General features: G+C 39.8%; 21 protein-coding genes and 1 riboswitch. Of the genes, 7 read left to right on the top strand and 14 right to left on the bottom strand.

All coding sequences use genetic code 11. The annotated features are described in order from the left end of the window. Positions 1 to 98: 98 nt before the first annotated feature. On the top strand, positions 99 to 1,274 hold the full coding sequence (locus F7732_RS14805; protein WP_151574790.1) for an MFS transporter: 1,176 nt from the start codon (positions 99 to 101) through the stop codon (positions 1,272 to 1,274). Between the two features lie 196 nt (positions 1,275 to 1,470). Next, entirely contained in the window at positions 1,471 to 3,393 is a 1,923-nt protein-coding gene (locus F7732_RS14800) for a heavy metal translocating P-type ATPase (RefSeq protein WP_151574789.1), read from the top strand. A gap of 793 nt (positions 3,394 to 4,186) precedes the next feature. Here the strand turns inward: F7732_RS14800 and F7732_RS14795 are convergent. Continuing rightward, positions 4,187 to 5,011 (bottom strand): YihY/virulence factor BrkB family protein, encoded by an 825-nt coding sequence (locus F7732_RS14795; protein WP_151574788.1) that lies wholly within the window; start codon positions 5,009 to 5,011, stop codon positions 4,187 to 4,189. Further along, positions 4,987 to 5,358, bottom strand: coding sequence for a YtxH domain-containing protein (locus F7732_RS14790; RefSeq protein ID WP_192913034.1), 372 nt, complete (start codon positions 5,356 to 5,358; stop codon positions 4,987 to 4,989). Before F7732_RS14790 ends, F7732_RS14795 begins: the two co-directional genes overlap by 25 nt. Before the next feature lie 189 nt (positions 5,359 to 5,547). Between F7732_RS14790 and F7732_RS14785 the strand changes: the two genes are divergently transcribed. Continuing rightward, positions 5,548 to 5,772, top strand: a complete 225-nt coding sequence (locus F7732_RS14785; RefSeq protein WP_151574787.1) for a DUF1128 domain-containing protein — start codon at positions 5,548 to 5,550, stop codon at positions 5,770 to 5,772. 33 nt (positions 5,773 to 5,805) lie between these two features. On the opposite strand, the gene F7732_RS14780 is transcribed toward F7732_RS14785, so the two are convergent. Further along, positions 5,806 to 6,318 (bottom strand): type 1 glutamine amidotransferase domain-containing protein, encoded by a 513-nt coding sequence (locus tag F7732_RS14780; RefSeq protein WP_066449542.1) that lies wholly within the window; start codon positions 6,316 to 6,318, stop codon positions 5,806 to 5,808. A 78-nt stretch (positions 6,319 to 6,396) separates the two neighbouring features. Next, positions 6,397 to 7,116 carry a trehalose operon repressor gene (treR, locus tag F7732_RS14775; RefSeq protein WP_192913033.1) on the bottom strand — a complete coding sequence of 240 codons (720 nt, stop codon included), beginning with the start codon at positions 7,114 to 7,116 and terminating at the stop codon, positions 6,397 to 6,399. A gap of 203 nt (positions 7,117 to 7,319) precedes the next feature. Between treR and mnmH the strand changes: the two genes are divergently transcribed. Together mnmH and F7732_RS14765 are read left to right on the top strand one after the other, a co-directional pair. Next, entirely contained in the window at positions 7,320 to 8,387 is a 1,068-nt protein-coding gene (gene mnmH / locus F7732_RS14770) for a tRNA 2-selenouridine(34) synthase MnmH (RefSeq protein ID WP_151574786.1), read from the top strand. Between the two features lie 171 nt (positions 8,388 to 8,558). Further along, the gene (locus F7732_RS14765) at positions 8,559 to 8,882 is read left to right on the top strand and encodes a helix-turn-helix domain-containing protein (RefSeq protein WP_151574785.1); all 324 of its coding nucleotides are present in this window, start codon (positions 8,559 to 8,561) and stop codon (positions 8,880 to 8,882) included. A 129-nt stretch (positions 8,883 to 9,011) separates the two neighbouring features. Here the strand turns inward: F7732_RS14765 and sinI are convergent, their stop codons facing one another. The 8 genes from sinI to F7732_RS14725 all read right to left on the bottom strand — a co-directional run bounded on the left by sinI (position 9,012) and on the right by F7732_RS14725 (position 13,674). Continuing rightward, positions 9,012 to 9,149: a DNA-binding anti-repressor SinI gene (sinI, locus tag F7732_RS14760; RefSeq protein WP_151574901.1), complete on the bottom strand. Its 138-nt coding sequence runs from the start codon at positions 9,147 to 9,149 to the stop codon at positions 9,012 to 9,014. Positions 9,150 to 9,188: 39 nt separating this feature from the next. Further along, positions 9,189 to 9,332: riboswitch (cyclic di-GMP riboswitch) on the bottom strand. 106 nt (positions 9,333 to 9,438) lie between these two features. Continuing rightward, positions 9,439 to 9,678, bottom strand: a complete 240-nt coding sequence (locus F7732_RS14755) for a PHD finger domain-containing protein (RefSeq protein WP_151574784.1) — start codon at positions 9,676 to 9,678, stop codon at positions 9,439 to 9,441. Between the two features lie 60 nt (positions 9,679 to 9,738). Beyond that, the gene (locus tag F7732_RS14750; RefSeq protein ID WP_151574783.1) at positions 9,739 to 10,038 is read right to left on the bottom strand and encodes a DUF5658 family protein; all 300 of its coding nucleotides are present in this window, start codon (positions 10,036 to 10,038) and stop codon (positions 9,739 to 9,741) included. Positions 10,039 to 10,062: 24 nt separating this feature from the next. Beyond that, on the bottom strand, positions 10,063 to 10,626 hold the full coding sequence (locus F7732_RS14745) for a TasA family protein (protein ID WP_151574782.1): 564 nt from the start codon (positions 10,624 to 10,626) through the stop codon (positions 10,063 to 10,065). A gap of 27 nt (positions 10,627 to 10,653) precedes the next feature. After that, positions 10,654 to 11,601, bottom strand: a complete 948-nt coding sequence (locus F7732_RS14740; RefSeq protein ID WP_151574781.1) for a TasA family protein — start codon at positions 11,599 to 11,601, stop codon at positions 10,654 to 10,656. Positions 11,602 to 11,666: 65 nt separating this feature from the next. Further along, the gene (locus F7732_RS14735; protein WP_151574780.1) at positions 11,667 to 12,260 is read right to left on the bottom strand and encodes a TasA family protein; all 594 of its coding nucleotides are present in this window, start codon (positions 12,258 to 12,260) and stop codon (positions 11,667 to 11,669) included. 85 nt (positions 12,261 to 12,345) lie between these two features. Then, positions 12,346 to 12,927: a signal peptidase I SipW gene (gene sipW / locus F7732_RS14730; protein ID WP_151574779.1), complete on the bottom strand. Its 582-nt coding sequence runs from the start codon at positions 12,925 to 12,927 to the stop codon at positions 12,346 to 12,348. After that, the gene (locus tag F7732_RS14725) at positions 12,928 to 13,674 is read right to left on the bottom strand and encodes a hypothetical protein (protein WP_151574778.1); all 747 of its coding nucleotides are present in this window, start codon (positions 13,672 to 13,674) and stop codon (positions 12,928 to 12,930) included. It lies immediately after the preceding gene. A 329-nt stretch (positions 13,675 to 14,003) separates the two neighbouring features. Here F7732_RS14725 and F7732_RS14720 point away from each other — a divergent pair, with 329 nt between their 5' ends. Continuing rightward, positions 14,004 to 14,336: a helix-turn-helix domain-containing protein gene (locus F7732_RS14720; RefSeq protein WP_066449573.1), complete on the top strand. Its 333-nt coding sequence runs from the start codon at positions 14,004 to 14,006 to the stop codon at positions 14,334 to 14,336. Then, a complete protein-coding gene (locus F7732_RS14715; protein ID WP_240056638.1) occupies positions 14,333 to 14,953 on the top strand; it encodes a class D sortase in 621 nt (206 codons plus the stop codon). Before F7732_RS14720 ends, F7732_RS14715 begins: the two co-directional genes overlap by 4 nt. A gap of 360 nt (positions 14,954 to 15,313) precedes the next feature. On the opposite strand, the gene F7732_RS14710 is transcribed toward F7732_RS14715, so the two are convergent. Next, complete coding sequence (locus F7732_RS14710; RefSeq protein WP_151574777.1) at positions 15,314 to 16,225, bottom strand: pseudouridine-5'-phosphate glycosidase; 912 nt, start codon at positions 16,223 to 16,225, stop codon at positions 15,314 to 15,316. 15 nt (positions 16,226 to 16,240) lie between these two features. Then, positions 16,241 to 17,338 carry a carbohydrate kinase gene (locus F7732_RS14705; RefSeq protein ID WP_151574776.1) on the bottom strand — a complete coding sequence of 366 codons (1,098 nt, stop codon included), beginning with the start codon at positions 17,336 to 17,338 and terminating at the stop codon, positions 16,241 to 16,243. Positions 17,339 to 17,391 lie beyond the last annotated feature (53 nt).

Genomic DNA, 17,391 nt, shown 5'->3' with positions numbered 1-17,391 from the left:
TCTCCCTTGATCATTGGACATCTTTTCCTTGCCAATCTTCTGAATTGCATATACCATCTTTTAGGGAGACTAAATTTTTACAAACTGAGGTATGGGTAATGAAAAATAGAGCAAATATGCGCTTTTGGATCTTAGTAAGCATTGTGGCGATTTCAGGATTCAGTCAGGGGATGCTGCTGCCTTTAATTGCGGTTATTTTTGAAGCGGATGGAGTATCTTCGAGTTTAAATGGTCTAAACGCAACTGGACTTTATATTGGAATTCTGCTGATTTCTCCGTTTATGGAATATCCGCTGCGTAAATACGGCTATAAACCGGTAATCATTTTGGGAGGTTTGCTCGTTGTACTGTCGCTGCTGCTTTTTCCTTTCTGGAAAACGTTTTGGTTTTGGTTTGTGCTGCGGTTATTGGTTGGAATAGGCGATCATGCCTTGCATTTTGGAACTCAGACATGGATTACCAGCTTTTCACCTGATCATAAAAGAGGACGTAACATATCTTTATATGGTTTGTTTTTTGGTTTAGGTTTTGCGGTCGGACCTTTGATGACACCGCTTGTTGAGGTTAATGAAGCATTGCCATTTATTATTTCATCTATTTTATGTTTTATAGCCTGGTTATTTTTATTCACATTAAAAAATGATTTTCCTGAGCAAACAGTCCAAGTGAATTCTTTCAAAGAAACGATGAAGCGTTTTAAAGCGGCATCTAAATATGCGTGGGTTGCCTTTCTTCCTCCACTAGGCTATGGATTTTTAGAAGCTTCTCTGAATGGAAGCTTTCCTGTGTATGGGTTAAGAATTGGCTTAGAGGTTTCGAGCGTATCCTTGCTATTAACATCTTTTGCAGTGGGAGCAATCGTTTTTCAGCTGCCACTTGGTATGTTAAGCGATAAATACGGAAGAAGGAAAATATTATTGAGTGTTCTTCTGTTTGGCTCACTTGCCTTTGTAACAGCAAGCTTTCTTGAGAGTTCAGCAACAGCACTTGCGGTATGTTTGTTTGTTGCAGGCATGGCAGTTGGATCAACTTTTTCGCTTGGAATTAGTTATATGACTGATCTTGTGCCGCGCAATCTGCTGCCGACAGGCAATCTGCTCTGCGGCGTTGCTTTTAGCATGGGAAGCTTGTCCGGGCCATTTTTAGGAGGAATTTTCATTGAGTATTTCCAGGCTTTAAGCTTCTTTCATATAATAAGCATTATGCTGCTTCTCATCTTCTTGAGTATCGCCTTATTTGGCGGGAAACCGAGCAGTGTTGCAGAGCATGCCTAATTGGAAACTTTTTGCTATGCAACTTCTATTAGATAAGGTATGATAGGAATATACAAAACAACCACATATAAAATTTGTCTTGAATGCTGTCACCTCTATGGTGGCAGCTTTCGTCGTTTTATTGGGGTATTGATGTTGATTATTCTTCTCACTTGAGATCGTGTGTATAGTCCAACTAAACAAGGAGGAACTCCAAATGAATACTGAAACAAATCCCGTTTACCAAACACAGCCAGCAGCTGAAACACGAAACCCATTTGCAGCGATTAAAACTCATGCAGAACTTATTGCCGCTCTTTTTAGCGGTGTGCTTATTCTGGCAGGCTGGCTTTTAGATCGAGAAGGCTTCCAGTCTGCATCAGTTGCCGTATATTTGGCTGCATTTGTGATCGGCGGCTTTGCAAAAGCAAAAGAAGGTATAGAAGATACTATTGAAAACAAAGAATTGAATGTAGAAATGCTGATGATCTTTGCAGCCATCGGCTCTGCAATCATTGGCTATTGGACTGAAGGAGCTATTTTAATTTTTATTTTTGCATTAAGCGGTGCTTTAGAAACATATACAATGAACAAAAGTCATAAAGAAATCTCTGCACTGATGGATCTGCAGCCTGAAGAAGCCTTACTTCTCTCCGCTGGACAAGAGAAAATAGTGCATGTATCAGAGCTGGTCATTGGTGACCATATTCTTGTGAAACCTGGCGAACGAGTTCCTTCTGATGGCAAAATTGTAAAAGGTCAAACGACCATTGATGAAGCCGCGATTACTGGTGAGTCGATGCCCGTCTCAAAAGGCGCGGATGATGAAATCTTTGCTGGAACCGTTAATCTAAACGGATCTATTACTGTAGAAATCACAAAGCTCAGCAATGATACTCTCTTTCAAAAAATTATTAAATTGGTGCAATCCGCCCAAAGTGAAAAATCTCCATCACAGCTTTTTATTGAAAAATTTGAGGGGCGGTATGTGAAGGTTGTTCTGTCTGTTGTTGCCTTAATGATGATATTGCCTCATTTTCTGTTGGGCTGGTCATGGACTGAGACATTTTACCGAGCAATGATTCTTCTGGTTGTTGCCTCTCCATGTGCATTGGTGGCATCGATTATGCCTGCGACATTAGCGGCAATCTCAAACGGTGCCCGTCATGGCATCTTGTTTAAAGGCGGCGTTCATCTTGAAAATTTAAGCCACTTGCATGCCATCGCTTTTGACAAAACTGGAACACTGACAAAAGGGAAACCGGAAGTCACTGATTTTGTTGCGGTTTCCGATGTTTCCGCTGAAGAAATTTTAGCTGTCACAGCTTCAATCGAACGGCATTCTACACACCCTCTTGCACAAGCGATCGTGAAATATGCGACAGAACAATTAAATCAGCCTTTATCGGAACCAGATTATATCGAGGATGTTCCTGGCTGGGGTGTAAAAGCAGTCATTGCAAATGAAGAGTGGACGATTGGGAAGGCGAACTTTTCACCAAGTAATCAAACGGAAGAATTCAAATTAAAAGCCGAAGCATTGGCTCAAAGCGGAAAAACGGTTGTGCATGTAACGCGAGGCGGAGAACTGGCTGCCATTATTGCCTTAAAGGATGTTGTTCGCCAAGAAACAAAGGCTGCCATTGAACTGCTGAAGAAACAAGGCATTTATACGATTATGTTAACAGGCGACAGCAAAGAAACAGCAGCCGCGATTGCCGCTGAAAGCCATGTCGACGAATTCATTGCCGAGTGCCTGCCGGAAACAAAAGTTGACCAGCTCAAAGCGTTAAAAGAAAAATACGGTAATGTTGCCATGGTTGGCGACGGAATTAACGATGCACCTGCACTTGCATCGGCAAACGTTGGAATTGCCATGGGCGAAGGTACAGACGTCGCTCTCGAAACCGCAGATGTTGTATTAATGAAAAATGAATTGCCGAAAATTGCTGAAGCCATCTCATTGTCCCGGAGGATGAATGCAATTGTGAAGCAGAATATTATCTTTTCCATCACTGTCATCATGGTTTTAATATCCTCTAACTTTTTGCAGGTGCTTGATCTGCCTTACGGAGTTATTGGTCATGAAGGTTCAACGATTCTTGTCATTTTAAATAGTTTGCGGTTGTTGCGTTCTTAATACGTATAAAAAAGTCCGAGAAGTCTATTCTCGGACTTTTGCTTTTCTATTGTCCAGCTACAGTGGCTAGCCCCTCGAGGTCTTAAGCTTGTCGCCCCTGAGCAAGCGCCTTCCGCTTTTCGTTTGTCCAGCTGCAGGCGCTAGGGGCTCGAGGTCTTAAGCCAATCTGTCCTAAAGGTTAAAGAACAACCTTTATGCCATCTCGCCTTAAGCTTGTCGCCCCTGAGCAAGCGCCTTCCGCTTTTCTATTAATGATATCCGTTTTGGCCGTTGGCAGATCCGGATGTTTTATGTTTTGGTTTGTTTTTGCCTTTTTGTTTTGTGCCGCCGTCTTTTTTCGTATGTTTTGTCATGTGAAGTCCTCCTTGGCGTTAGGTGTGGTCTTACCATGTTATTTTGCGGCACCCTAATCCTTTTTATACAGGAGAAAATTGGACACAAAAATTCCTTTCTGAGCAAGACGCTTCCGCTTTTCTTGGTGTCTAACTGCAGCGCCTAGCCCCTCGGGGTCTTAAGCCAATCCAGTCAAAAGGTCAAAGAACGACCTTCTGTCTGGATCGTCTTAAGCTTGGGGCCCACAGGATGTGGGTTGTGCAGACGTTGCCACAGGACGTGGCGGTTTTAGTCTGCGTTCCTTAACTTGAGCAAGGCACTTCCGCTTTTCTTAGTGTCTAGCTGCAGCGCCTAGCCCCTCGAGGTCTTAAGCCAATCCAGTCAAAAGGTCAAAGAACGACCTTCCGTCTGGATCGTCTTAAGCTTGTCGGGGCTGAGCAAGGCGCTTCCGCTTTTCTATTTAGCAGTCCTGTTTCGTATTTTTCATATGAATAGCGTTGATTTCTCCGCCGATCAGAATGATGATGCCGGATAGGTAAAACCATACCATCAGAACGATGATTGCCCCAATACTTCCATATGTCGCCGAATAGTTGCCAAAACTGCTTACATAGTAGGAAAATGCCAGCGATGTTAAGATCCAGCCAAGTGTAGCAAAAATGGCACCTGGAATCACACTGATGCATGTTAGTTTTTTATTCGGAGCAAACCAATAAAGTCCCACAAAGATGATAAACAAAATTACTGGACTGACAAGCCACCTAAGCATATTCCAAACAGTTAAGAAAAAGTCAGACAGACCAAAGACATTAAATAAAAATTCTCCGATTTGTCTGCCAAACACCGGTAAAAGCAGAGCAACGACAAAAACAATAATCATCCCAAAAGTCAGAAGAATGGCCATTCCTCTTGAAACTAGAAAAGATCTGCTTTCCTGGACATCATAAGCTTTGTTAAAAGCCCGCACCACCGCGTTGATCCCATTAGAGGCAGACCAGATCGTAGCGATAATCCCGAATGAAAGCAGCTTTCCATTTTTCTCGGATAACTGATTCACATTGTTTTCAATTAAAGCCATCGTATCTCCAGGAGCGTAATCGCGGACAACACTTAAAATATCTTCTAGCGTAATCGGCAGATACGGCACTAATGTGACCAAGAATAACAGCAAAGGAAATAATGATAGCAAAAAGAAATAAGCTAATTGAGCCGCAAGACCAAACACATCATCGTTATGCACACGATTCCAAAGGTTTTTGATTAAACCTCCGTATGTTTGTCCCATTCATTCACCTCGTTTTCAATGTGAGGATCTTTCTCCCCTTTAAAAGCACTTTTGGTATTTTCCACAAGCGTTGTCACCTGAGGAGCAGCCTCCCGCAATTCTTCTACCGTTTCTGCAATGAAAGCTACATCTTCGCTTACCTGCTGAGCAGCAATTTTTACTCGTGCAGAAAACTCTTTTACATTGTTGAATGTTTCATTTGGATTTTTCACATAATACGCCGTGCTGCTTGCCGTTTTTTTACAAAATGCTGCTGTAGACTCACGCGTGCTTTTATCCAGCATGGTTAAAGCTCCTCCGGCAATGGCACCATAAAAAACACCTTTCCAAAACAATGATTTCCCCATCTGATCATTCTCCTTTTCATGTATACGAATTGAATTCTGGAATTTAGAACTAGATTCCTCTATTTCATTTTCTTCTATTTCTCATGGTTCATGCAACTTATATAGCATGGCTGCAAAAGAATAATGTTTGACTTTTATCTAGGAACATGGAAAGATGAATTGACAAGCTTAATAAGAGGGGGATGTCGGATGAATTTATCAGAGAAATCAACTGAAAATGTCGAATATATGATTGAAAAAATTAAGGATAAGCTTAAGGTGTTAAATATGGGTGCTATCAAGCCTTCTCATTTTGATGAAGAAATGTATGAGGAATTACGCTACCTTTATGACCATATCATGAAAAAAGATTCATTCAGCCCAAATGAAATGCAGGCGCTTGCTGAAGAATTAGGAAATTTGCGTAAAGTGTAATTAAAAAACAGCCCGGAGGCTGTTTTTTTTGTTTTATAAAAGATTCAGTGACTCACGCGTAAAGGCTGGAATGTCATCAGGCTGTCTGCTTGTGACAAGCTGATTTTGACAAACAACTACTTCTTTGTCTGCATATTTAGCACCTGCATATTCCATATCAACTTTAATGGATTTAAATCCAGTTGCATCACGGCCTTCTAATGCCTTGGCCGTAATAAGAAGCTGCGGTCCATGACAAATAGCAAAAACAGGCTTCTTTTCATCCATAAATGCTTTTGTAAATTGAACAAAACGATCATCTGCACGAAGCTGATCAGGTGAAAAACCGCCTGGTAAAAACAATGCATCGAAATCCTCTGGTTTCACGTCATCGATGCCTTTATCAATAGAAACAGTAGCTTCCCCCTGCTTTCCTTTAACGGATTTGCCTTGTTCCTTTTCAATTGTCACAACTTCATGTCCAGCTTCTTTAAAGCTCTTCGCAGGCTCCGTATATTCAGAGTCCTCAAACATATTTGTGATTAAGCATGCAATTTTTTTACCCATGTTAGATCATCTCCTATCAGTTCTCTCATTTTTTGCACATTATGAGAGTTCCCTGAAAAAAGAGCATTAAAACATAGACTACGCATTCCCCATTCTGCGGGCAAAATCAACAAACCTGAACTTATCTGGCCGATGTCTTGATTCTGTATATTGAAAAAGTGCTGCATCATCGAGATAAATATAATTCTTCACAACGACAATGGCATGGAAACCTTCCATGTCAAGCAGCTTATAATCCTCCGCAGTCGGCTCCTCAACGGTGAATTCCTTCTTCGCAAAACCAATCTTGCGGCCAAGCACCTTTTCAATATATTCAAAAATGGACCGCTTACAAATCTCTTCAGTTAAACCGGGGATCTGACTTTCAATTATGTAATCTTTATCAAGAATAATCTTCTCGCCTTCAATCTTTCGAATGCGATGCACTTTCCATACCTTTTTATCTTTTTCAATTTGAAGCTGCTTCATAATATTGCTGTCCGGCTTCTTCAAGGTGAATTCCGCGACAATAGTTTCAGCCTGCTGACCCATTGTACCTGTCAGCTCTTTAAAACTGACTAACCCAGAAATCGGAAACTGCAGCTTCTTCAAATCAAGTACAATAGAGCCTTTTCCGCGAATTTTTTGGATATAGCCATTTTGTGCAAGCAAATTCAAAGCCTTGCGGATCGTCTCTCTTGAAGTAGAATACAAATCAGTCAGATCATTTTCAGACGGTAATATGGAATGAACAGGATATTCTTCCTGATGAATTTTCTCTACCAGATCTTCATAAATCATTAAATATTTATTTTTCACAAGAATCACCACAATAAAAGAGTATAATCAGATTGTAAGATGTTAGCTAACATCCATGAATAAGAGCCAGATGCACAGCTTCGAAACGTTCTTCTATTTTCAGTCTCCCTGTTTCCCTGCTATAGTATCCGTAAGTATCTTATATTTCTTAAGCTAACACCACATTCATATTGTGCACTAGAAACCTATTGGAGGCAATGAAAATGAAAGAAATGAGTGTTGAACAATTACTGAAATTAGACAGAGCCGTTCCGGTCGATGTCCGCTCTCCAATTGAATTCCGTGAATTTAACATACCAGGAGCCGTTAACATCCCTTTATTTACGGATGAAGAACGGGCAGAAATCGGCACATTGTATAAACAGACCAGCGGTGATGCAGCACGCTGGCGCGCAATGGAAATCGTTTCTCCTAAAATTCCTCAGCTATTAAAACAAATCAAATCCATTAAAGATAAAGGCAATGAACCTGTGATCTACTGTTGGCGCGGCGGTACTCGCAGTAAATCAGTCGCAACTTTTCTGCAATTTGCCGGACTCCCCATGCCTCGTTTGATTGGCGGATATCGTGCTTATCGTCAATATATTTTAGAGAAACTGCCGAGTATGCTGAAGAAAAAAGCAATTGTTTTACACGGTTTAACAGGCAGCGGCAAGACAGAAGTACTTAGCCGACTAAGTGAGCAAGGCATGCCCGTCATTGATTTAGAGCTTATCGCGCGTCATCGAGGCTCAATCTTTGGCAGTTTTGGCCAGGAAAATCCACATAATCAAAAGATGTTCGATGCATTGCTTTTTCAAACATTGCATACCATACAGGAGTCACCATTTGTCATTATGGAGGCTGAAAGCAAAAGAATCGGAAAAGCTGTCCAGCCTGAGGAGTTAATTCATCTAAAAAAAGAAGGCATTCACATTCAATTGGATTGTTCAATGGAGCAGCGAGTGAACCGTTTGTCCACTGAATATGTGAAACCATATATACAAGAAGAATGGTTTAATGTTAAATTAGAGGAATCCTTTATCTTAGTCAAAAAAAGGCTAAGAGACAAAGAAGCCATCGCGCTTATCGAGGATGCACTGCTGCAAAAGGATTATCGACGTTTTATTCAGCTGCTTCTGGAAACATACTACGATCCTCGTTATACATTTAAACTTAATGAATATGATGGTCCGTTTTACTATATAAACTCAGATCATATCGATAAAGCAGTTGAAGAAATTGCAGACATTTATAAAAAAGAAGAAGAAAAAGAAAAAATGCTAAATTAGGAATAAAGACCTAAAAACAAGCAATAAAAAGATTAAATTTTTGTGAAATTTTGGCGAAATTTATGATACTATAATATAGAAATTATTGAACAAATTGTTCGTAATATGGAACTGGTAAGGAATTTTCTGATATGATGAACTTACCAATGTTGATAAGGTGTGTGAGATTGAATGATTGGAGATCGAGTGAAACAGCTCCGAATGGAAAAAAAATTATCCTTATCTGAGCTTGCTGAACAAGCAGGAGTTGCAAAATCTTATTTGAGTTCTCTGGAAAGAAACCTCCAAACGAACCCTTCAATCCAGTTTCTGGAAAAAGTTGCTGGCGTACTAGATGTTCCAGTTGATCATTTAATACATGAGCAAATTAATAAAGATGAGCTTGATTCTGAGTGGATGAAAATTGTAAAAGAAGCCATGGAATCAGGAGTATCAAAGGAACAGTTTCGTGAATTTCTCGATTTCAATAAATGGCGAACAACACAAAATAAATAACCAGCTTCAGACTTGGTCAATCATTGATTGAGATACATTTCTAGCAGACTCTGCAGCAAAAAAAAGCAACAAACTTAGGCGTGATACTATATGTATCACGCCTCATTCATTCCGACTGTCTTCCTCATTTTAAACCTTCTCCACTTCTTTTTCTAAATGACATTGAAGAAAAGCTCTGATTTCCGCTTGTTCCAGCCCCATATTCTTGGCTTCGGTAATCAACTGGATCCATTCAGCATCAACGACTTCACGATTATTACTCATCATCTCGATCACTCTTTTTCCCCCCAAAATACGTATCGTATCCTAGGCAATCCGGCCATCATAGTATCTTCTCCAGGCGGTGTGTATGACAGTAAAACTTCCTTACATCGGTAATGACGCCCAATATTATACGTTAGATCCGTGACTTTGCGTCCTTGCCTTTCAGCAAGTTTGCCTTTTCTTCAAAGTATTTCCTCACTATCTATCATACTATATCCTTTTGTTAATGTTTGTCACTTTTTGTACATTATTTTATTTTTTTCTATATTTTTCAGAATATCGGTAAAGTAATTTAAATAATAAGATTAATAGATTTACTTACCTCTGAAACAGCAGGCTGATAAGGAGTGTCCTTTTCAATTTTCTTTTTTTGTTCTTTTACTTTATAGGAAACATTTACTCTTTCCTGTGTCATAGCATTAAAAAAAGGCTGGCTGGTCAGATCATTTCCGCAAACCGGACAGAGCCAATCCCCCTGTTCACTGCTGCTGAAGGATGGACGCTGACAGCGATCACAATTTTTCTGATACATAAAGCACCTCTTCTCGAAGAAATTCTTCTATCATCCTATTCACTTACAAAGGCATTCATGTTAAAGCACAAATGGAATAATCCAAAGACTGTGCAGAACACAAACACCTGTATACAAAATCACAGCAAACATCGCCAGCTTTCTAATTCCTTTTCCATCCGGAACAGCCCCAGTGAAATTCAATCCATACAAAATCACCGAAAGGGCAACCTTTAGTATAAGAAACCAATGAGGTCCTGCCTCATAAATAGCATCCATTAAAGGGTTGGCTTCTGTGATCATGTTGTGTTGAAGACCGAGATAGGTTACAGCACCGTCGAGTAAATTTAAAAGCGCAAGATAATACAGTATGACTTTCATCTAATCACCGTAATTTCTAAAAAATCATCTAGATGATCCAGCTTCTTGGTTTGCTTTAAATGTCCATTTAAGCTCTAAGGCATCTCCTTGGTATATATTCTGATCCTGCCCATTATCAATAAATTTAAACTGAACTGTAAATTTCGTTGCGTTTCTTGCACCTGCTGGCATATTTTCCAAAACTTGAACTGGATTATTCGTTAAGTTGGCTAAGCTCTCTGTAAATATCACTTGTTCTTTGCCTGATACATTATATAAATATTGAACGATAATATGCTCACCAAAATCTTCCCCATTGTTATCGCCCTTTTTATCGTATACTTCGTATTCAGACTGCAGAAGAATATCTTTAATATTTAATGAACCAGCATTCTTTAATTCAAAAGCACGAAATGCATAATCACCTGGTTTGAGATTATCAATCTTGATAATATTTTCTTTGTTAATCTCTAAATCTAATGTACCGGCAGCAAAAAAGCTCTCTGCAGTTTCCTGATCGCTAAAGTAAGCAAATGTTCCTCCTGCAACCAGGCTAAGTCCTAATGCAGATGATAAGACACCAGCAGCTAATTTCTTTTTTATATTCAAGTCTCTTTCCCCCATATCATTTCGCGTCTAACCTGCATTGCGAATTTTTCTAATATAAATAAGTAAAAGGAAACCTCCACCGATAGTTGCAAGCAGACCTGCTATGAGTATGTTGTAATGATTCGTTGCCGTATTTGGAAGTGTATTTACAACTTCTGGACTTACAACAATATCTTCCGCCGGTTGTTCATCATCAGGTAGGGTTGGATTTGGATTGTTAACTGGATCGGCAGGATTTGGGTTCGTTGGATTTGGATTTCCGCCTGGATCAGTCGGATCTGGGTTCTCTCCAGGGTTCGTTGGATCTGGATTTTCTCCCGGATCAGTCGGGTCTGGATCCTCTCCTGGATCGGTTGGATCTGGGTCTTCTCCTGGATCAGTCGGATCTGGGTCCTCTCCAGGGTCGGTTGGATCTGGATCTTCTCCTGGATCAGTTGGGTCTGGGTCTTCTCCTGGATCGGTTGGATCTGGGTCTTCTCCTGGATCAGTTGGGGTTGAGTCTCCAATTCTCTCTGCTAAAAAGATAATTTCAACTTCAGCCGAGCTGCCTTGAAAACTGTTTCCTAACGTTTCGGGCACTTTTACTTGAAGGAACAATGTCTCTTCTGATCCCTTTGTCAGTTCCCTTGGAGAAAAGCCAGTAAAATCTTTCAGCTTTCCATCATATAAAAGATCGTTTTCCTTTTTCACCAGGAACTCCAGCTCTTCGAATAAACCCTTTACAGACTTTTCATCTCCAATTCTAGCGATATACTTAAAGTCCATTAAGCCATTATTCTTTACGGTAATATTTCGCGGCATCCAATCTCCAGGTTTTAAATTGTCAACTTGAAAAAGATATCCATGAGGATTGGTTTGAATATCAACCTCTCGATCTTCTGCATGAACAGGAAGCCCGCCAATGCCCAATGAAAGCATAAATATAAATAGGATGAAAACGATCTTTGGTTTTGCCAGCAAACCTTGATTATTCATGGCATTACCTCACTCATTTGATTTGACAAAAGGCGGGAATAAATTCCCGCCTTTTTGTGTTGCTATTATCTGCTTTCGCCTCTAGTTTGTTGTGCTTCGAAAGTCCATTCAAGCTGCAATGATGCTCCTTGGAAGGCATTTTGATCTTGCTTGTTATCAACGAATTCAAACTTCACTTGAAGATCGTCTGATGTACCTGCTCTTAGTCCATCTTCTTCGCCACCAAGGAACCAACCTAATACATCTCTATCTGTGACATTACTAGTACTCAGTGCTTTTAGCGTTGTTTCATGTACAACTCTAGTCTTTTTATCTTTATTATCGATAAACTGTACCTTAATATGGTCACCGAAATCTGCATTACCATCAACTCCTGTTTGTGTATATTCAGAAGTTAACAATACTCTTGATACATTCAATGATCCAGTATTATTTAGTTTAAAGTTGCGAGTCATAGTATCCCCAGGTTTGATATTAGAAACGTTAATAATTGCATTATCTGTGTCGTTTCCTTTTACGTTAATATCTAAAGTACCTGCAGCAAAACTACTGTTATTTACTTCAGTATCATTAAAGTATGCAAACGTTCCCCCGCCAACTAATGACATTCCAAGTGCAGCTGATGCAATACCTAAACCTAATTTTTTCTTAATGCTCATTACTAATTTCCTCCCTGACCCTTTTTGGGTATGTATTATTGTTTTATATTGACTCTTGTAGGAACAAGAGGTTCAACCGATTCTATTAAGCTGTTTTTTCTGTTGTTTCTTCTTCTTTTTTTGCTTTTGGCTCTAATTCTCTTAAGCCTTGATATATGCTGAATGCAGCATAAGCAAGTAAGAGAACTCCAGGACCAATGAGTAAGATTGCACTTCCTTCTTTCGATTGTGCAAAGTCTATAAAATAACCTGCAAATGGAATCGTGAAACCGGAATAAACGGCTCTGATATTGTCTGATAAGACAGATTCCATATCTGCAGTCTGGTTGTTATCCCCTTTTGTTTCATACATAACCTGGTCGCCGCTTTCAGTGACTCCGATAATTCTGTGTGTGACTAAAATTTCATCACTTGTTACATACGTGATGACATCATCTTTCTTAAGCTTTTTTGCTTGTTCAGCATCTACTGGTTTGACTGCAATAATAGAACCTGTTTGAAAGGTTGGTTCCATAGAGCCTGATAGTACTGATTTCAGCTGATATCCAAAGGCCTGTGGTTCCCCTCCTGACGCTTTGGAGGAAACCACTAGAAAGGCCATTAGTATTAAGTTCACAAATAATACTCCTGTGATCACATTGCTAATTATTTTTTTAGCTTTCTTCATCTAATCACCAGCCTGTTCTATTGTTTTTTCAGAATTTTGTTCACTCGGTGGTTCTTCCACTGGTGGCTGAACTGGTTCACTTGGCTGCTCTGGTTTCTGCTCTTTTGTTTCTTCAGCAGGAGGTGTAACCGTATTTCCATCCCCTTTACCGCCAATATCCGCTGGAGGTGCGGGTTGTTTAGGATCATCTTTGTTCGCTGGCGGTTCTGGCTGCACCTTATCTTCAGTACTTTCTTCCCCGTCTTTAATCTCTTCAGCTGGCGGATCTTCTACCTTTTCATCAACTACTTCTTTAGGTTCTTCTTGCTCTTCTATCGTTATTTCTAATAACTCTGATAAACTATCTTCTGACCCTGGGGCAGATATTCTAAATTGATAGCTTCCGCTTTCACTGGCTTCGAAGGTAATAGTGGTTGATCCACCTTCACTTAATAAGTCAATTGAACCTTCGTAAACAGCTTCATTCGCTTTTAAAATTTGATATGAACCCGTAGATTCCATTGCGGCACCAGCATTTTCAACTTTAGCGTAAATGCCTTTGCCATCATCAGAGTAACCTGTTGCAGTGATCTTCAATGAAGGAAGCCATACTCCGGCAGTAATTTGTCCGCTTACTTTGCTATCATCAATAAAATATGCATTTGTATTTCCTGTTAGATAGGCTGCCATTCCAAAGAACAAATACCAAATTGCCGTTATTTTTATTACATTGATTAACTTCTTATTTTTCTTTTTGAACTTTCTCAAGCGTTTCTTTCTTATTGGAATCCCCCCCAACAGGAAATCGTTCATTATCTTTTCTTTTTTTCGTTCGTTTTATCGAACTTACAAACTGAGTATATTTCAAATTTACTAGTTTGAAAAATACTAAAAATAGCCAAATTTTCGTTTTAACGAACGTTTTTCCTGCATTTTCTTACTTTATCTTCAGTTTTCTCATTATTTCGTATTTTTTACAGAACACTTTGTTCGTTATAATGAATGTGTTGATTTGTTTTTTTAATATACATTTCCTCTAGTTTCTTACAGATATAAAATTATGCTGATAAGGTGATCTACAAAAAAAGGAGTCTTTTATGATCGGGATAAAGGTGAAATATTTAAGAGGAAAAAAGGGATATTCTTTAAATGAGTTAGCGGAACTCGCAGGAGTATCAAAATCATATTTAAGCTATATTGAGCGGGGCATTCAGAAGAATCCCTCTCTGCAAATCCTAGAACGTCTGGCGTACACGCTTGATACCACTGTTGAGGACTTATTAGATAAGGAAAAAGATTTATCTAATCTGGATGAAGAGTGGGTCCTTTTAATCAAAGAAGCTATTGAAAATGGAATTACAAAAGATGATTTTGCTTATTACTTATCTTTTATGAAGTTTAAGAACTCACAAAAGGAGGAGTTGGAGTGAAGGGTGGCTCGATTCTGTTGCTCGTCAGTGCCAGTATTCTGATGATTGTGGGAGGAGGATTATTATACAAAGGAATTTCTGCCATTGCTGAAACTGAGGCAAAAACAGCAGAATCTCTTGAACAGGCGTATCGTAATATCGGAAAAAGTTCGGAGAGTAACTTATCTTCTGTTACTGAACAAACGCCAATCGAGATTCCTTCTTTTCAGATTGGAGAGTCAATCGGAATTCTTCAGCTTCCAACCATCGATGGTGAACTTCCTATTATAGAAGGAACAGACGAGGATGAGCTTGAAAAAGGCGTTGGTCACTTTAGCAGCACCGTTTTGCCTGGGCAGGCTGATCAAATACTGCTTTCCGGCCACCGTGATACCGTGTTTCGCCGGCTTGGTGATGTGCAGATTGGGGATCTTGTTCACATGATTATGCCTTATGGGGAGTTTACTTATAAAATTAAGCGAAGCTATATCGTGGACGCAGATGATACAACGGTTATACGCTCCACAGCTCCAGAGGAACTATTAACAATTTCTACTTGTTATCCGTTCTCCTTTATTGGCGATGCGCCTTATCGGTATATTCTAGAGGCAGAATTAGTTGAAACAACTCAAGGGTAACTTGCGGAGAATGCTTGCGTTATCTTTTGTGTATAAGCTCGCAAAATTTCTTCAGATCTCTGCCTGTTTTTAGAGGAAAAATGCCTTTATCCGGCTTTTTACGCTGCAATTATTCAGAAAACGTCTGAAAATCCTAACAAGTCTATCGCTTTAGCTTAGATATCCGCCGTCCAGAAAATTTATCTGCCATTATTTTGATTTATCCGCCGTAAAAAATTATTATCCGCCGTTATTCTCAATTATCCGCCAAAAACGCCGTTTTATCCGCCAAACGCCACCAGCAAGCATCATCCCCAGTCCCCTGCCAACAAAAAAACCGCCATCAAGTCCAAACGACTCAATGGCGATCCCTAACCACAATTACTTTTGAAGTTTTACAGCAATTCCAGCTCCAACAACAGCATTATGCTTTACTAATGCAATATTAGCTGTCAGGCTTGTCCCTTCTGTCAGCTCTTTTACTTTCCCAAGAAGGAATGGTGTTACGTTTTTACCGGCAATATTGTTTTCTTTTGCTTCTTTTAAAGCCGTTTCGATTACGTTTGTAATGAACGCCTCTTCTAGTGCGTGCTCTTCAGGGATTGGGTTTGCGATCACAACGCCCCCGTTTAAGCCTAGTTCCCATTTCGTGCGGATTAGGTCAGCTGCTGTAGTTGCATCATCTACTCGGAAATTGACATCAAATTCGCTTGAACGCGTGTAGAATGCAGGCAATTTGTCTGTTTCGTACCCAACTACTGGAACGCCGTTTGTTTCTAAGTATTCCATTGTTAGACCGATATCTAAGATAGATTTAGCTCCTGCACAAACAACCGCAACATTTGTTTTAGCAAGCTCCTGCAGGTCAGCAGAAATATCCATTGTTGTTTCTGCTTCGCGGTGAACCCCGCCAATTCCGCCTGTTACAAATACTTCAATGCCAGCAAGCTCCGCACAAATCATCGTCGCAGCTACTGTTGTTGCACCATTTTTCTTTGTAGCGATGAGATATGGAAGATCTCTTCGGCTTGCTTTTTCAATATCATTGCTTGTTGCCAAAAATTCTAGTTCTTCGTCTGAAATACCGATCTTAATTTTTCCATCTAAGATGGCAATTGTTGCTGGAATAGCTCCGCCTTGGCGAATAATATCCTCAACCTCTTTTGCCGTTTCTACGTTTTGCGGATATGGCATGCCGTGCGAAATAATTGTGGATTCTAAAGCAACAATTGCTTTTCCTGCTTTCTTTGCTTCCAGTACTTCTGCTGAGTATTCCAAGTATTTTTCTAACATAATGTATGATGCTCCTTAGTTAAAATTTTGTTTAAATGTATCTTGCAGTCGTGAATGATTTAATTCAGGATTTACCGTTTCTTGTGATTGCAGAGTCAGCATGGAGCAGGCAATTCCTATCTTGCATGCATTCTCCGTATTTAACCCTTTTAAATCAGCAAACATAATGCCTGACACCAATGAATCACCCGCTCCTGTTACATCGGCCACTTTTACGTGAGGCGGCAGCAGTACTCCAGCATCGCCTTCATTTGTAAAGTAGATTAACCCTTTATCTCCACGAGTGATGACCACTTTTTCAACGCCTTTTTTAATCAGCATCTCAGCTGATTTAAAAAAGTCGCCTTCATTCTCAATCTTCATTCCAGATAAAGCTTCTGCCTCATCTTTATTGGCAATCAGCCATGTTACTCCATTTAAGTTGGCAGGCAGTTTCTTCACTTTTGGAGCCGAAACAGGAGTAATGCAAAGACGAATTTCTTCTTCCTCACATCGTCTGATAATTTTCTCTAATACCTCTTTTGAAAAATTCGTATCAAGTATGACCATTTCGGCAGATGCAAAGTAGCCCCATCTTTTATCGATAAAATCATAATTAATTTCATCGTAAATAGACATATCCGCAAGAGCAATACTCATTTCTCCTCTTTCATCTAAAACAGCTGTATATGTCCCTGTTGAGCGATCTGTGAAAACATGTGATGGGGTGATATCTACGAAACTTTTGGATGAATCCAATAGCCAACTTCCTTCATGATCACCGCCTACAACTGTCAGCAAGGAGACGTCAGAACCTAATCTGCCCAGGTTTTCAGCAATATTTCTTGCTACCCCGCCGCATGACTGAGCACTTTCTGCCGGATTGGATGTGCCGTATTGCAGATTTTCAATTACTTGTATCTTTCTGTCCACATTGGCTCCGCCAACACAAAGAATATTTCTTTTCTCTGGCAGGACATATGCTCTGCCCAGCAGTTTCCCCTGCTTCACTAAAGAAGAGATATAACCAGCTGCAGCTGAGCGCGATAACCCAGTCTTCTCGGCAATTTCATTTTGAGTCATAAATGGATCTTCTTTTATAAGCTGTAAAATAAGAGATTCTTTTTCATTCATGATTTCACCTCCAACACTTATAAACTTTTGTCTTAATTATAAACATATGTTTA

It is taken from the genome of Bacillus mesophilum, assembly GCF_008923265.1.
Taxonomy (GTDB): Bacteria; Bacillota; Bacilli; order Bacillales; family Cytobacillaceae; genus Cytobacillus; species Cytobacillus mesophilum.
Note: the sequence above shows the minus strand (reverse complement) of the source record. Positions and strands in the feature narration are given on the sequence as shown.

What these genes read in the sequence shown, in the direction of transcription:
- F7732_RS14805 (WP_151574790.1), top strand. Translation starts at nt 99, where the DNA reads ATGAAAAATAGAGCAAATATGCGCTTTTGGATCTTAGTAAGCATTGTG.
- F7732_RS14800 (WP_151574789.1), top strand. Translation starts at nt 1,471, where the DNA reads ATGAATACTGAAACAAATCCCGTTTACCAAACACAGCCAGCAGCTGAA.
- F7732_RS14795 (WP_151574788.1), bottom strand. Translation starts at nt 5,011, where the DNA reads ATGGGACAAACATACGGAGGTTTAATCAAAAACCTTTGGAATCGTGTG.
- F7732_RS14790 (WP_192913034.1), bottom strand. Translation starts at nt 5,358, where the DNA reads ATGGGGAAATCATTGTTTTGGAAAGGTGTTTTTTATGGTGCCATTGCC.
- F7732_RS14785 (WP_151574787.1), top strand. Translation starts at nt 5,548, where the DNA reads ATGAATTTATCAGAGAAATCAACTGAAAATGTCGAATATATGATTGAA.
- F7732_RS14780 (WP_066449542.1), bottom strand. Translation starts at nt 6,318, where the DNA reads ATGGGTAAAAAAATTGCATGCTTAATCACAAATATGTTTGAGGACTCT.
- mnmH (WP_151574786.1), top strand. Translation starts at nt 7,320, where the DNA reads ATGAAAGAAATGAGTGTTGAACAATTACTGAAATTAGACAGAGCCGTT.
- F7732_RS14765 (WP_151574785.1), top strand. Translation starts at nt 8,559, where the DNA reads ATGATTGGAGATCGAGTGAAACAGCTCCGAATGGAAAAAAAATTATCC.
- sinI (WP_151574901.1), bottom strand. Translation starts at nt 9,149, where the DNA reads ATGATGAGTAATAATCGTGAAGTCGTTGATGCTGAATGGATCCAGTTG.
- F7732_RS14755 (WP_151574784.1), bottom strand. Translation starts at nt 9,678, where the DNA reads ATGTATCAGAAAAATTGTGATCGCTGTCAGCGTCCATCCTTCAGCAGC.
- F7732_RS14750 (WP_151574783.1), bottom strand. Translation starts at nt 10,038, where the DNA reads ATGAAAGTCATACTGTATTATCTTGCGCTTTTAAATTTACTCGACGGT.
- F7732_RS14740 (WP_151574781.1), bottom strand. Translation starts at nt 11,601, where the DNA reads ATGAATAATCAAGGTTTGCTGGCAAAACCAAAGATCGTTTTCATCCTA.
- F7732_RS14735 (WP_151574780.1), bottom strand. Translation starts at nt 12,260, where the DNA reads ATGAGCATTAAGAAAAAATTAGGTTTAGGTATTGCATCAGCTGCACTT.
- sipW (WP_151574779.1), bottom strand. Translation starts at nt 12,927, where the DNA reads ATGAAGAAAGCTAAAAAAATAATTAGCAATGTGATCACAGGAGTATTA.
- F7732_RS14720 (WP_066449573.1), top strand. Translation starts at nt 14,004, where the DNA reads ATGATCGGGATAAAGGTGAAATATTTAAGAGGAAAAAAGGGATATTCT.
- F7732_RS14710 (WP_151574777.1), bottom strand. Translation starts at nt 16,225, where the DNA reads ATGTTAGAAAAATACTTGGAATACTCAGCAGAAGTACTGGAAGCAAAG.
- F7732_RS14705 (WP_151574776.1), bottom strand. Translation starts at nt 17,338, where the DNA reads ATGAATGAAAAAGAATCTCTTATTTTACAGCTTATAAAAGAAGATCCA.